Raw genomic sequence first — 13,836 nt, forward strand, 5'->3', positions numbered from 1 at the left:
CTCATGCTGCCTGTCATGGGCAGGGCGTGAAAACAGCGATGCAAACGATAACAGTCGCGTGGGGGGCTTGTCGCAAATTTCTGCGTTTAACGGGCTATTCACCAAGTTTGGGGAGATTTCGCTCCGGATTTAGCGGAGCGTAACCATGATTTTGAATGCCATCGTCGAAAAACTGAAGCGCCAATCGAAGAACGATTTCAAAGGGCGGCATTTCGAGGCATGGCTCATCGTGCAGGCGGTGACCTGGTACCTGCGCTATCCGCTTAGCTACCGAGACTTGGAAGAGATGTTCCGGGAGCGCGGCTTCGAGGTCGATCATAGCACGATCAACCGTTGGGTCTTGGCTTATGCGCCTGTCATCGAGAAACGGCTGCGGCAGTTTCGACGACCCCACTGTGGCTCAGTCAGGATTGACGAGACCTACGTCAAGATCCTCGGCAAGTGGCGCTACCTGTACCGTGCCATCGACAAGCACGGAAACCCGATTGACTTCCTGCTCACCACGAAGCGCGACCTTGATGCCGCGAAGCGATTCTTTCGAAAGATGCTCAAGGACGAGCCGCTACTTTCGCCGGGGAAGATCGGCACCGATGGGGCCAACACCTTCCCCTCAACGATCAAGACGGCCGTCGATGACAGGCACCTGCGTCCGAATCCGGTTCATTATGTTACCAAGCATCTCCAGCAAGGCATCGAGAGTGACCACTTTCGAGTGAAGAAGAACATGCCAAAGATCGGCAGCTTCCAATCTTTCAACACGGCGCGCCGAACGATTGCGGGTTTTGAAGCGATGCTCTGGCTGAAGAAGGGCTTCGGCTTCACTGGCGATTGGACTGTAAATGACGAGAACGACCTGCTCGCGCGCCTTTTCGGACTGCAAAAAGTCAACAAAGCATGAAGCGTACCCCATTTAGGGTTAAACTGCGGGGCCGAACCTAACTTTGCGACACGCCCCCGCCGCTTACACTTGGGTCATGATCCGATCGCTACTTCATTTTCTGCATCAAACAATTTCAGTGCTCCGGTCCGGGGGACCAGGTACACGGTGTCTCCGTCGCTGACATTCGTAGCATACGGAACCAGAACCTGGGTGGACACGCCGGCAAACATGCCTTCGATCAGCGTCTCGTCGCCCATCATCTCGGTCAGTTCGACATGCATGGCGATCGCGCCTTTGCCGTCGGCCGTCGCCAGGGTAAAATCCCTCGGCCTGAAACCGGCGATCAGGGATTGTCCCTCGTGAAGCCCGCTCGCGCGTTTGGGGTCGAGATCGAAGCTATGTCCGTCTCCGGTTTCAAGTCGGGGGACCGAGCCATCCATCCGTGCGGTCACCGGATAGATGTTGATGTTGGGCGTGCCGACGAACTGCGCGACAAAGAGTGTCCGGGGGGAATAATAGATTTCTTCCGGCGTCCCGACCTGTTCGATCACGCCCGCTTTCATGACGACGATCCGGTCGGCGAGCGTCATGGCCTCGAGCTGGTCGTGGGTGACGAAAACCGTGGTGGTTTGCTGGAGCTTGTGCAGACGCTTCAGTTCCAGCCGCATCTGATCGCGCAGCTTCGCATCGAGATTGCTCAGCGGCTCGTCGAACAGGAAGACCTTCGGCTTCTTGATCATCGCGCGCGCGATCGCGACTCGCTGCTGCTGGCCGCCCGACATCTGGCGCGGCTTGCGGTCGAGAAGCTGGTTGATATGCAGCACCTCGCTGACCTGGCGCACCTGAGTTTCGATCTCGTCGGCCGGCGTTTTCAGCCGGCGCAGGCTGAACGCGATATTGTTGTAGGCCGTCATATGCGGATAGAGCGCGTAGTTCTGAAACACCAGTGCAATCCCGCGGTCGCCCGGCGGCACCGCGTTGACAATCCGGTCGCCGATCTTCATTTCGCCGGAGGTAATGCTCTCAAGGCCCGCGATCATGCGCAGGATCGTCGATTTGCCGCATCCCGAAGGCCCGAGCAAAACCACGAACTCGCCTGAATCGATCGAGAGTTCGATATCCTTCATCACTTCGACGGTGCCATAGGCCTTTGTCAGGGATCTCAGTTGAATATTGGTCAACGTGTTTTCTCCGGTGGCCCGCTCAGTCGGCGATGCGGCGCAGCAGGCGATTCATGAAGTTGAGGATGCCGCCCAGCAGCAGCAACGGCGGCAGCGCCAGAAGAATGGCCGAGGCATTGATGAGCCCCCAGGGCACCTCCATGCCCAGGCTGGAAAAACTTGCGGCAACAACCGGCAGGGTGCTGTTGCGCGAGGTCAGAGTGAGCGCGATCAGCAGTTCGTTCCAGCAGACGATGAACGAAAACAGGATGCCACCGACAAGCGAGGGCGCTGCGACGGGCAGGACGACCTTCAGGAAAACCTGACCGTCGGAATAGCCGTCGAGCAGCGCTGCCTCGGAAAGTTCCGGCGGGACCTGCTGGAAGGCCGGCACGCTGAGCCAGATGATGGTCGAGGTGGTGATCAGGGAATAGACGATGATGACCGCCAGAGCGGTGTCGTAAAGGCCGACATCGATGAAGATCGCCATCAGCGGTATCGAGATCGCGACCGGCGGCAGGAACCGCAGCGACAGGACGAAGAACTGCATGTGGTTCTTGCCAGGCGGGTCGTAGCGCGCGATCACATAGGCTGCCGGGATGCCGAGGACGGCGCCGACGATCAGCGCCGAGCCCACGATGACGACGGAGTTGACGATGCCGCTCTGGACCGCCGGCGTATTCAGCACGCCGACGAAATGTTCGAGCGTCGGGCTGAAGATGAATTTCGGCACGCGCGAGGTGATGTCGCGCATGGTCTTGAAAGAACCGAGCAACGTCCAGAGAATCGGCAGCACGGTGATGATGATGACCGCCGCCAGCACCAGCGTCGAGGCGATACGGGAAATCAGTCTGACCATTGCCGCATCCTGTTCCATATGATTGAGAAAACGACGATCGTCAGCACCATGAGCAGAACGCTCATCGCCGCCGCGTAAGAGGTTTCGCCCGAAATGCCGATACCCTGGTTATAGGCGTAGAGGTCGAGGGTTTCGGTCGAGGTGCCGGGGCCGCCATTCGTCATCGTGTAGATCAGGTCGAACGAGCGCAGCGATTCCACCGCCTTGACGAAACCGAGCATGATGAGCGGGCCGCGCAACATCGGCAGCACCACGAACCAGTGTATCTCCCAGGGTTTGGCGTGGTCGATCCTTGCCGCCTCCAGCGGGCTTTTCGGCAGGGTTTCCATCAACTTGAGCAGGATGACCGCAAAGAAGGGCGCCCATTGCCAGATATCGACGAATGCGACCGCCCAGAGCGCCAGCGATGGATTGGCGAGAAAGTCGACGGGCGGCAGGCCCATCCCGGTCAGCGGATAATTGATCAGTCCCATGGAGGGAGACAGCATGAACCGCCAGATCAGGCCGGCCGACACGCGCGGAAGCAGGATCGGCAGGAGCAGGACGAGGCAGATCAGGTTCCGGCCTTGTCCGCGCGTCTTTTCGTAAAGCAGCGTCGCCACTCCGGCCGCCCCGATCATGGTTCCGGCGACGGTCGCGATTTCCCATATCACCGAGGTTTTCAGCGCCCCGAGGAAACGCCGGTCGTGAAGAAGCCGCTGATAGTTTTCGAACCCGATATAGATGCCGTCGGGAAAACGCAGCGACCGATCCTGAAACGAAAGGTTGATCGCGCCGATCGTCGGCGCGAGCGCCAGAACGATCAGCAGGATCATTGCCGGCAGGATGCAGGCTGCGACAAAGAGTTTTCTGTTCATTTTTGATACCGGCAAGACTGTCCGCCCGTTCGGGGCGGACAGTCTTTTCCTGTCAACGGTTGGAACGGCGCAGGTGGTGGACGGCGAAATCATTGACCTCGTCGAGCGATGCCTGGACGTCGGTGCGGGTGCCGGTCGTCAGTTCCTCGATCGCAAGACCCAGCTCATCGCCGATCGTCGGCCATTCCGGAATGCGCCAGAACAGAACCGAGGTGACCGGCGCCGAACCCTTCAGCGCCTCGGCGAAATCGGGCGGCATCGATGCCGTCAGACCCGGATTGTCAAGCGACGACTTGCGGGCGTAATCGGAGGTGATGCCGCGGTCGATCCTCTCGGTCTCCATTTCCTTGCTCGTCGCCCAGCCAATGAACTCACCGGCGATCAGGCGTTCGCACTCCGATTTCGCGCCCTCGGCGGAAATGCCGAGGCCGTGGCCGAAGCCCGCGGAGGGAAGCGGGGAGGGCGGCGGGGCGTAGCCGATCTTGCCGACGACGGAGGAAACGCTCTCATCCTCCATCGGCGGGGCGAAGATCTCGTTGGCGTAGACCATCGCCACCTGGCCGGAGCGCATGCCTTCCATCTGCTCGGCGAAGGTCGCCGTGCGCCCGCCCGGCGGGGCGTAGTCGAACAGTTTGACGAAGGTTTCCGTGGCCTTCACCGCTGCTTCCGAATTGAGCTGCGGCACGCCGTCTTCATCGGTCCATTCGCCGCCATAAGCCTTGAAGAAGGGAATCCAGGTCCAGACATTCATGCCGGAGCCGCGGCGTCCGCGATTGGCCCAGCCGTAGTGATCCGGGGGCTGGTTCAGCGCCTCGGCCGCAGCCACCATCTCGTCCATGGTTTTCGGCACATCGACGCCGGCTTCGGCGAACAGATCCTTGCGATAGAAGAGAATGTCGCCACCGCCCATGGTCGGCGCCACATAATCCTTGCCCTCCCATGAGCCGACGGCACGGCGGCTGCTGAGGAAGTCGTCGAAGTCGTAGTGCTCGGGATAGTAGTCGAGTATCGGCAGGATCCACCCGGCATCTGCGAATTCGGGCACATTGGCTTCGTCAAGATAGTAAACCTGATAGGCGCCGGCGCCGGTCGACGCATCGAGACGCTCCTGGGCGCGCCGCTCGTTTTCGCCAAGCCGCGTGAATTCGACGCTGGTGTCCCACTTGTCTTCGAACTGGCCTTTCAGCTCCTCCATCAGCCCGACCGACGGCGTGGGCTGGACGAGAACGCGCAGCGTCGGCACCTTGCCGATGCAGGCGCCGCTGTCGGCCGCCGCCGCCTGTCCCACAGTCAACGCCAGCACGCCGGCGACCGCTGTGCCCCGCAACCATGCGCTTGCAGTTGTATTCATATCGTCTCTCCTCCTCTTATACCGGCACGGCACCGAGCTCCCTAATCCCCGGGCCGTTCCGGCTATTCCCCTTTGTCGCTCCCCAATGGAGCTACCGGCCGGGGTAGACCATTGGCTTGATCACGCTGGTCGAAACCTGCGGCGCTCTGAGCGCGGCGGCGGTTTCGGCCAGGGAAAATCTGTCGGTCACGATGTCGTCGAGCCGCAGCCTGCCGGAGGCGGCGATCCGCAATGCGCGTTCATAGGTGTTGGCGAAGCGGAATGTGCCGGTGATCTCGACCTCCCGCGCCTGCAGTAGCGCGATCGGCAGCGATGCGTTGGCCTCCGGCGCCATGCCGACGAGAACCGCGCGACCGGCTGGGCGCACATGGCGCAATGCTTCGGCGACCACGGCCGGCGCCCCCGTGCATTCGAGCAGGACATCGAAGTCGCTGTGCAGGCCGGCGAGCGCGCCGTCGGAATTGTCGATGCGGCGGGTTCCGCCCATTTCCATCGCGGCATCGAGACGGGCCGCCACGACGTCGACGACGGCCACTTCGGTCGCGCCGTTGAGATCGGCGAACTGGACCGCGAGATTGCCGATCGGCCCCGCCCCGGTGACGAGAACGCGGTCGCCGGCCATGATCCGCGCCTTCTGCGCGGCCCAAAGCACGACCGAAACGGGTTCGATCAATCCCGCCGCCTCGAAGGAAACGCTGTCCGGCACCCCGTGGGCCAGATGGTTGTCGATCGCGACGTAGCGCTGAAACGCACCATGTACCGGAAAGGCGGAATAATAGCGGACCTCCGGGCAGAGATTGTAATGGCCGGAACGGCAGGCGGCGCAATGTCCGCAGGTTTCCTGCGGCTCGATGGCGACGCGTTCGCCGATCCGGGCGCGATCCACCCCATCGCCGGCGTCGACGATGATGCCGGAGGATTCATGGCCGAGCACGAGCGGCGGTTTCACCTTCAGGTCGCCGATCTGGCCGTGCCTGAAGACATGGATATCGGACCCGCAGACGCCGCAGGCCATCACCTCGACAATGACCTGGCCCGGTTTCGCAACGGGCATGGGCCAGTCGGAAATCTCAAGCGAATCCGGTCCGAGATAGACCGCCGCCTTGTTCTCTGCCATTCCCTCCTCCGAAATAATCATTTGATATTACCAACTCTCATTTTATAAAAGAGAACATGCTGGCGGGGAAACTGTCAAGTGAATTGGTCCATGGAGCGGCTTTTATACCCCTAAGGCGTTCAAAATTATCGATTTATGTTTTATATAGACAAACATAAGAGATCGAAATTCTCATCAAAATCAGTGACAGGGCATTCAAGGAGGAGAGGAATGATCATTAAGCTCAACGCAACCGGGCTCGACCGTTTGGCCGAACACGCGCGCGTGCCACGCTATCGACGCGAAGACCTGCGGGCCGGCATCGTTCATTTCGGCGTCGGCAATTTCCATCGGGCCCACATGGCCTGCTATCTGGACGATCTGTTCAATCTCGGGGAGGGGCGCGACTGGGCGATTGTCGGCGCCGGCATCCGGCCTGCCGATACCGCCATGCGGGAAAGGCTGAAAGCGCAGGATTATCTGACGACCGTCGTCGCCCAGGACGCCGGGGAGACGGACGCCCGCATTACCGCTGCGATGATCGACTTTATCGATCCGGAACGGCCGGACCTCGTCCTGGCGCGGCTGGTCGAGCCCGGAATCCGGATCGTATCGCTGACCATCACGGAGGGCGGCTACCATATCGATCCGGCAACCGGCCGCTTCAATTCAGATGACCCGGCCGTGGTCGCCGATCTGGCCGATTTCGATCATCCGCGCACGATTTTCGGGCTGATCCTGCGGGCGCTGCAAATTCGCCGCGCGGCAGGCCTGCTGTCGTTTGCGGTGCTTTCCTGCGATAACATCACCGGCAATGGCGAAATCACGCACCGTGCGCTCAGCGCCTTCGCCCGCCTGGTCGACGATGAATTCGGGCGTTGGGTCGAGAGCGATCTCGCCTGCCCCAACACGATGGTCGACCGGATCACGCCGGCGACGGGCGAGCGCGAGCGCGAGCGGCTGCGCACGGAATTCGGCATTGACGACCGGGCGCCAATTTTCTGCGAGGGATTTCGGCAATGGGTGGTGGAAGACCACTTTCCGGCGGGCAGGCCGCCGCTGGAGAAGGTCGGCGTTACGATGGTCGAGGATGTCGCGCCATTCGAGCTGATGAAGATCCGCATCCTCAACGGCGGCCACGCGGCGATCAGCTATCCGGGGGCGTTGCTCGACATGGAATATGTTCACGAGGCCATGCAGGATCCGCTTTTTTCCCGCTACTTCGACCGGTTGCAGGAAAAAGAAATCATGCCGCTGGTTCCGCCCGTCCCGGATACCGACCTCGGCGGCTACAAGCGACAGGTGATCTCCCGTTTCGCCAATGCAAAGATGGGCGATACCAACCGGCGCGTCTGTTTCGACGGCTCGAACAGGCAGCCGCAATATGTGCTGCCGACCGCCCTTGCGGCGTTGCGGGCCGGCCGGCCGGTTTCCGGGCTGGCGCTGATTTCGGCATTCTGGTGCCGCTATTGCGCCGGAACCACCGAAAGCGGCCGGACGGTCGAGGCAAACGATCCCAACTGGGACCGCATGCGCACCACGGCGCTTGCGGCGCGGAACGATCCCGACGCGTTCCTCGCCATGGGCGATATCTTCGGAGAGGTGGCCGCCTTTGCGCAATATCGCGCGGCATTCGCCGCGGCGCTTGAAAGCATCTGGTCGCGCGGGACGCGCTCCACCATGGAGCGCTATGTCGCCGGCGGAGCGCTGTAACTCCGACGGGCGGCCTTCGTCATCTGGCCGCCCGTCGCTTTGACGGCAACGCCGGCGAGGCGATGCCGGCTGCCGGTGGCGCTCTTCAGAGAACCCGGTACTTTTCCCAGACCTCGCGCAGATAGCCGCCGTTCAGCAGGAGGTCGCGCGCCTCGTTTTCGACCAACGCCTTCCCGACCGCCCGCGCGATCAGGTCCTCGGCCTGTGCCTGGGGAACGACGCAGGCGCCGTCGCGGTCGGCGACGATCAGGTCCCCCGGAAAGACAGGGCAGCCGTACAGCGTGACCGGGCAGTCATACTCGCGGATGCCGACGCGGCCGAGCGCATCGGTGGGCCGGGTTCCGCGACCGAAAACCGGAAACCCGTCAAGCGCATCGATCTTCTCGCTGTCGCGGATCAGGCCGTCGATGATCGCGCCGCGGGCGCCGCGGCCGGTCGCGGCGGAGGAAAACAGCTCGCCCCAGGCCGCCGCCGGGCGGCCGGAGCAATCCAGCACGACGACATCGCCGACCGAAAGCGAATCGACGAAGTCGATCTCGCCGCCATAGGGCCTTTCGGGAATATGGTTGATCGGCACGCTGATGGCCGTCCTCGCCCAGCCGATCAACACCTTATCGGGACCGGCGAGTTTGGACATCCCGGCCTCGAATGTCTGATTGCGCAGGCCGGCCTGGTCGCAGACATCCGAGAAGACGGCCGAATAGGTCGTCGCCGCCAGTTCGTCGAGATCGAATTTGGTTTTGTCGAACATTGTTCACTTGCCTCCCGAAAGAATGATGCCGTGTTTCTTCAGGCCCATGCCGCAGGAACCGTCGGTCGGCAGAAGCGGGATGATGCAGGCCTGGAATGCGTGGTAGATGTCCGGCTTGCCGAACCACGGGTCGGTAACCGGAACGAGCGCGTCGTTGAGCTGATGGAACCAGCCGCCGAGACGATGGTCGATCAGATGGGCGTCGCACCAGTCCCAGATGCGGCGATACCAGCTTTCGTAGAACGGATCGTCTTCAAGGTCGTTGAGGAAATGGGCCGCGCCGATGCCCTCCGTGCAGGGCCACCAGTAGCGGTCGCGATCGACCGGCTCGCCCTTCCAGCCGACGGTGAAATAAAAACCGCCGCGCTCCTTGTCCCAGCCCTCGCTGCAGGCATTGCGGAACAGGTTGCGGGCCGCTTCGCGCAGCCAGTCATGCCGGCGGCCGGTCAGGCTCCACAACTGCAGCAGCAGGCGGGTCCATTCCAGCCAGTGGCCGATGGTCGAGCCGTAAGGCCGGAAGACATCCTGATCGTAGTCGTAATCGATCTTCCAGGCGGTGTCGAAATGTTCGGCGAGCCGCCATTCGTTCGATCGCGTGATGCGGTCGATCAGCAGCCCGGCGATGCTCAGCGCCTTGTCGATATAGATCCGTTCTCCCGTCACCTCGAAGGCGGCCATCAGGGCCTCGGTCAGGTGCATGTTGGAATTCTGGCCGCGATAGGGCCCGACCGGTTGCCAGTCGGCGGTGAATTCCTCGGCGCCGGCGCCGTGTGTCTCCTCCCAGAAGCGCTTGTCGAGCACTTCGGTCGCATCGGCGAGCAGCCGGTCGGCATCTGGATGGCCGGCGAGCTTGGCCGACGAAGCCGCCAGCAACACGAAAGCGTGTCCATAGTGCTGCTTGCTGTCGCTGACTGGCCCGTTCAGGCCGTTGGCCCAGTAGTAGCCGCCGTTCTTGGTGTCGCGATGAACCTCCCAGAGATGGCGCATGCCGTGATCGACGAGGTTCATTGCGCCCGGACGGCCCATGAGCTGGGCAAGCGCGAAGCAATGCACCATCCGGGTCGTCTGAAACAGATTGGTCGCCTTTTCGGGCGCCGGCGGCCAGCCGGTCGGCAGCGGTCGCGCGTCGTCGTCGAGATCGAAAAAGCCGCCCTCCGGGTTAACGGCATTGTACTGATAGAAATCGAGGATGGCGTTGGCCTGCGCGAAAAGCCACGAACGATGGCTATCGAGACTTGTCCATTTCTTCATAGGTCCTTCTCCCTTTGCTGTTCTGGTCGTGTGCCTGAAAGATTTCCATTGGCGGCTGCAATGATTCCGCAATGATCTGCCTGAGCCGGTCGAGATGCCGGAGCGGTTCATCCGCTCCGGGATCGCTGGCGAGCGAAACGACGGATACGCTGGCAACCGGCGCGCCGCCGTTGACGATCCCGACGGCGACTGCCGTCAGCCCCTCCACATTTTCCTGGCGATCGATGCCGAAGCCGCGGCGGCGCACCGCCTCGATCTCCTGCCAGGCCGCTTCGATCGTCGGCGGAGCATGGGCCGTGCGCGGCTGGTAGCCGGGACCGAAAATACGGGCAAAACTGTCGAAATCCTCATAGGCCGCGGCAATCATGGTCCGGCCCATGGCCGTGTTCACCGCGAGCAGGCGCGTGCCGTTCTGGATGCCCGGCTGTATCGGCCGCCGGGATTCGGTGCGCTCGAGATAGAGGATCTCCGTCCCGTCGAGCTGTGACATATAGCAGACTTCGTTGATTTCCCGCGTCAGCCGCATCAGCCCCGGCCGCAGCAGGCTGCGCAGGTCGTATCGGCGCATATAGATCTGGGAAAGATCGGCGATGGCCGGCCCGAGATAATATCGCCGGGTGTCCGGCGACTGCGAAACAAAGCCACGGAATCTCAGCGCGGAAATCGAGGTGTGGAGGCTCGATTTGTTGATGCCGAGACGAGCCGAAAGCGTGCGCAGGTCGACGCCGCCGAAGCCGGCTTCCGCCAGGGCAAGCAGAACGCGAAGCGATTTGTCGACGCTCGGAAGTTTCGAACCGTCGCTCGAAGAGCGCGCCGGCTCAGTCGGTATGGTCATTGCAGTCGTGCCTCCGGCGAATTCCATTTCAGTGCTTGACAAGCCGTGGAGTGGTTTGTCATGTTCTGTGATAACGAACTACGTTTTAGATTGTCAAATACAGAAAAACAAAAACGGGAGGAAGAAGGTTGCCGGAACTCAATGGCACGATCATTGTGACCGGTGCTGCGTCCGGTATTGGACGGGCAACCGCGGAATATGCGAAAGCCTGCGGCGCGACAGTGATCGCCGCGGATTTGAACGAGGAAGGACTGGCCGAAATCGCCGGTCCGGGTATTTTTGTCCACAAGTGCGATATCACCAGCGCTGAAGATTGCGCGCGGCTCGCCGATGCCGCCGCGGCTCGTGGCGAGGTCAAGGGTCTGTTCAACTGTGCGGGGCTGGAACTTCACGGCTCGGTCGTCGACATGGGCGAGACCGATTGGGACCGCGTCATGGCGGTCAATCTCAAATCCATCTTTCTGGTGTCGAAGCACATCATACCGCTGATGATCGCGAATGGCGGAGGCGCGATCGTCAACATGTCGTCCATCCAGGCGATCGCGACGCAGGCCGAGGTTGCCGCCTATGCCGCCACCAAGGGTGCCGTCATCTCGCTGACGCGCACGATGGCGCTCGATCACGGCCGCGACGGCATTCGCGTGAACGCCGTTTGCCCCGGCACGATCGAAACGCCGCTGGTGCGCAAGAACGCCGAACACTTCTCGCCCGGTTCGCCGGAAAAGCAACTGGCCCAATGGGGCGCCCTGCATGCCCTGGGACGGATCGGGCAGCCGATCGAAGTGGCCAAATTCGTCGTCTTCCTGCTTTCCGACGACGCGTCTTTCGTCACCGGATCGTCGCATCTGGTCGACGGAGGACTGACGGCATCGTTCTGAATTCAATCCGGAGGAGGTTGAAATGGAAGAGGTCAAACGGCTCGCCGAGCCGGTCTCGCAGATTTACCAGGCGTTGACGCCTGAAGTCCCGCTCTATCTGCACGTGATCAGGGGCGACGACTGCGCCGCCATCATCGACGGCGGGATGCCCAATTCGAGCGAATACATCAACCGGCTGCTCGAGCGCACCGGGGTCGGCCGCTCGGACAAGCCGCTGCAGTATCTTCTGAACACGCACGGCCATCACGACCATATCGGCAATTTCCCGCGACTGAAAAAGGAACACGGCGCGCTTGTCGTCACCGTCGAGGATGCCGTGCCGTGGATCGAGGACACGGAGCGTAATTTGCGCGAGTTTGCCCTCCATCATCCGCATATCATCGGCGATGGCCCGGATCTGCGTGCCGAACTGGAGCCCACCTACAGCGAGGGCGTGCGCGTCGATCTGACCCTGACCGAGGGCTCAACTGTCAGGCTCGGCGGCGGGATCGAAATCGAGGCGATTTCGCTTCCCGGCCATCTCGAGGCCGAGCTCGGCTGGTTCGAGCGTCACACCAAAATGCTGGTGCTCGGCGACGCGGTGATCGGCATCGACTGGCCGATTTTCCACGGCCATGCCAAGCCGGCGGTGCTGCGACAGTCGCTACGCAAGCTGCGCAGCTTCGTCGCCGACCGGGACGTGACCAGCGTCGCCATGTCTCACTATCACGCCCGCGGCGCGGACGAGTTTCTGGAACTCGTCGAGGAGGTGCTGACCTTCATCGACCGGACCGAGCAGGTGATCCGCGAGCAGATCGGCCGGCGTCCGGTGACGCTGGAACAGGTGTGGCAGGGCACGTGCAAGGCCATGGGCAAGGCTCCCGAATTCCGCTCGCTCATGATGGTCGACGCCCACATCCACGAGTTCCTTCACGCCTACGAGATCGAGCGTGTCGGCCCGGAAACCTATCAGCGCATCGGCTGAAACTATTACCGACACATTGGAGGATATAAAACTCAATGAAAATCACGAAAATCGAAACCGTGGAGGTCACCGTTCCGGTGCAGGCGCCACTGCGATTCGCCTATGGCGTGCATATCGCATTCACGCGCACGATCATCAAGATGCATACGGATGAAGGCATTGTCGGCCTCGGCGAAACCGCCGCCAGCGCGGCGCAGGTCGAAGCGCTCGGCAAGCCGATCATCGGGCAAAACCCCTTCGATCTCGACGTCATCCGCAACATCATCGGCAACCGTTTCTACTGGAGCCGCGATCCGCTGGTCGCGTCCGGCCTCGAAATGGCCTGCATCGACATCATGGGCAAGGCAACCGGCATGCCCGCCTACCGGCTTATGGGCGGCAAGCTGCGCGACGCGATCAACATGGCCGCCTATTGCTTCTATCGCTATCCAAGCGAAGAGACCGGCGCGCCCGCCGTCAGCACGCCGGATGAGATGGCGAGCCATGCCGCCGACCTCGTCGACGCGTTCGGTTTCCGCACGGTCAAGCTCAAGGGCGGTGTGCTCGACGCGCGCACCGAGGTCGCAACCATGGAAGCGATGCGCGGGCGCCTCGGACCCGACATCCGCCTGAGACTGGACCCGCAATCGGCGTGGACCGTCGAAACGGCGATCGAGATGGTGCCGCGTCTCGAAACCGTCGGCCTTGAATATTTCGAGGATCCGGTCGCCGGCCAGCCCAACATGGCCACGGTGCGTCAGCGCACGAAACTGGCGATGTCGACCAACATGTGCGTCACCAGCTTCGATGAACTCGGTCAGGCGGTCCAGATCCGCGCGATCGACGTGATCCTGACCGACCCGTGGTATTGGGGCGGACCGACCCAGGTCAAGACGCTCGACACCGTGGCCCGCACCATGGGCATCGGCCTGTCGATGCATTCCGGCATCGAACTCGGCATCGGCATGGCCGTCATGGCGCATACCGGCGTGACGATGATCGGCCTCACGGCGGCCGTCGACGCGCACTACCATCACCTCACCGATGATATCATCAAGGGCGACATGCTGCTGCCCAAGGATGGTGTTCTGGCTCCGCCGGAAGGACCGGGCTGGGGCGTCGAGCTTGATGAGGACAAGGTGGAAAAATACCGCGAAATTCATGCCAGCGGCATCTACCGCAATGTCTATGTCGAGGCCAATACCGTCGGCCCCGACCCCAATCGGCCCGGCTGGTTCCCGATAATACCGGCGTGGTAACGA

General features: G+C 61.9%; 13 protein-coding genes. 5 read left to right on the top strand and 8 right to left on the bottom strand.

The window, feature by feature from the left end; genetic code table 11:
• Positions 1–145: 145 nt before the first annotated feature.
• Positions 146–898: an IS6 family transposase gene (locus K7H91_RS18665; protein WP_230721741.1), complete on the top strand. Its 753-nt coding sequence runs from the start codon at positions 146–148 to the stop codon at positions 896–898.
• 74 nt (positions 899–972) lie between these two features.
• Here K7H91_RS18665 and K7H91_RS18670 read toward each other — a convergent pair whose 3' ends face one another.
• The 5 genes from K7H91_RS18670 to K7H91_RS18690 all read right to left on the bottom strand — a co-directional run bounded on the left by K7H91_RS18670 (position 973) and on the right by K7H91_RS18690 (position 6,224).
• Positions 973–2,061 carry an ABC transporter ATP-binding protein gene (locus K7H91_RS18670; protein ID WP_230721742.1) on the bottom strand — a complete coding sequence of 363 codons (1,089 nt, stop codon included), beginning with the start codon at positions 2,059–2,061 and terminating at the stop codon, positions 973–975.
• Between the two features lie 22 nt (positions 2,062–2,083).
• Complete coding sequence (locus K7H91_RS18675) at positions 2,084–2,899, bottom strand: carbohydrate ABC transporter permease (protein WP_230721743.1); 816 nt, start codon at positions 2,897–2,899, stop codon at positions 2,084–2,086.
• Positions 2,887–3,756: a carbohydrate ABC transporter permease gene (locus K7H91_RS18680; RefSeq protein ID WP_230721744.1), complete on the bottom strand. Its 870-nt coding sequence runs from the start codon at positions 3,754–3,756 to the stop codon at positions 2,887–2,889. The genes K7H91_RS18675 and K7H91_RS18680 overlap by 13 nt, the downstream gene beginning before the upstream one ends.
• Positions 3,757–3,808: 52 nt before the next feature.
• Positions 3,809–5,107 (bottom strand): ABC transporter substrate-binding protein, encoded by a 1,299-nt coding sequence (locus K7H91_RS18685; protein ID WP_230721745.1) that lies wholly within the window; start codon positions 5,105–5,107, stop codon positions 3,809–3,811.
• 91 nt (positions 5,108–5,198) lie between these two features.
• Positions 5,199–6,224 (bottom strand): NAD(P)-dependent alcohol dehydrogenase, encoded by a 1,026-nt coding sequence (locus K7H91_RS18690; RefSeq protein ID WP_230721746.1) that lies wholly within the window; start codon positions 6,222–6,224, stop codon positions 5,199–5,201.
• Positions 6,225–6,434: 210 nt separating this feature from the next.
• On the opposite strand from K7H91_RS18690, the gene K7H91_RS18695 reads away from it, so the two are divergent.
• Positions 6,435–7,916, top strand: a complete 1,482-nt coding sequence (locus tag K7H91_RS18695) for a mannitol dehydrogenase family protein (protein ID WP_230721747.1) — start codon at positions 6,435–6,437, stop codon at positions 7,914–7,916.
• A gap of 85 nt (positions 7,917–8,001) precedes the next feature.
• Here K7H91_RS18695 and K7H91_RS18700 read toward each other — a convergent pair whose 3' ends face one another.
• The 3 genes from K7H91_RS18700 to K7H91_RS18710 are packed head-to-tail and all read right to left on the bottom strand — an operon-like array spanning position 8,002 to position 10,753.
• Positions 8,002–8,667 carry an RraA family protein gene (locus K7H91_RS18700; protein ID WP_230721748.1) on the bottom strand — a complete coding sequence of 222 codons (666 nt, stop codon included), beginning with the start codon at positions 8,665–8,667 and terminating at the stop codon, positions 8,002–8,004.
• Between the two features lie 3 nt (positions 8,668–8,670).
• A complete protein-coding gene (locus K7H91_RS18705) occupies positions 8,671–9,918 on the bottom strand; it encodes an AGE family epimerase/isomerase (RefSeq protein WP_230721749.1) in 1,248 nt (415 codons plus the stop codon).
• Positions 9,893–10,753 (bottom strand): IclR family transcriptional regulator, encoded by an 861-nt coding sequence (locus K7H91_RS18710; RefSeq protein WP_230721750.1) that lies wholly within the window; start codon positions 10,751–10,753, stop codon positions 9,893–9,895. Before K7H91_RS18710 ends, K7H91_RS18705 begins: the two co-directional genes overlap by 26 nt.
• 128 nt (positions 10,754–10,881) lie before the next feature.
• Here K7H91_RS18710 and K7H91_RS18715 point away from each other — a divergent pair, with 128 nt between their 5' ends.
• The 3 genes from K7H91_RS18715 to K7H91_RS18725 are packed head-to-tail and all read left to right on the top strand — an operon-like array spanning position 10,882 to position 13,833.
• The gene (locus K7H91_RS18715; RefSeq protein ID WP_230721751.1) at positions 10,882–11,631 is read left to right on the top strand and encodes an SDR family NAD(P)-dependent oxidoreductase; all 750 of its coding nucleotides are present in this window, start codon (positions 10,882–10,884) and stop codon (positions 11,629–11,631) included.
• A gap of 22 nt (positions 11,632–11,653) precedes the next feature.
• Positions 11,654–12,595 (top strand): MBL fold metallo-hydrolase, encoded by a 942-nt coding sequence (locus K7H91_RS18720; protein WP_230721752.1) that lies wholly within the window; start codon positions 11,654–11,656, stop codon positions 12,593–12,595.
• A 35-nt stretch (positions 12,596–12,630) separates the two neighbouring features.
• Positions 12,631–13,833: an enolase C-terminal domain-like protein gene (locus K7H91_RS18725; protein WP_230721753.1), complete on the top strand. Its 1,203-nt coding sequence runs from the start codon at positions 12,631–12,633 to the stop codon at positions 13,831–13,833.
• The last annotated feature ends 3 nt before the right edge of the window (positions 13,834–13,836 follow it).

Source organism: Martelella mediterranea (genome assembly GCF_021021415.1).
GTDB lineage: Bacteria > Pseudomonadota > Alphaproteobacteria > Rhizobiales > Rhizobiaceae > Martelella > Martelella mediterranea_C.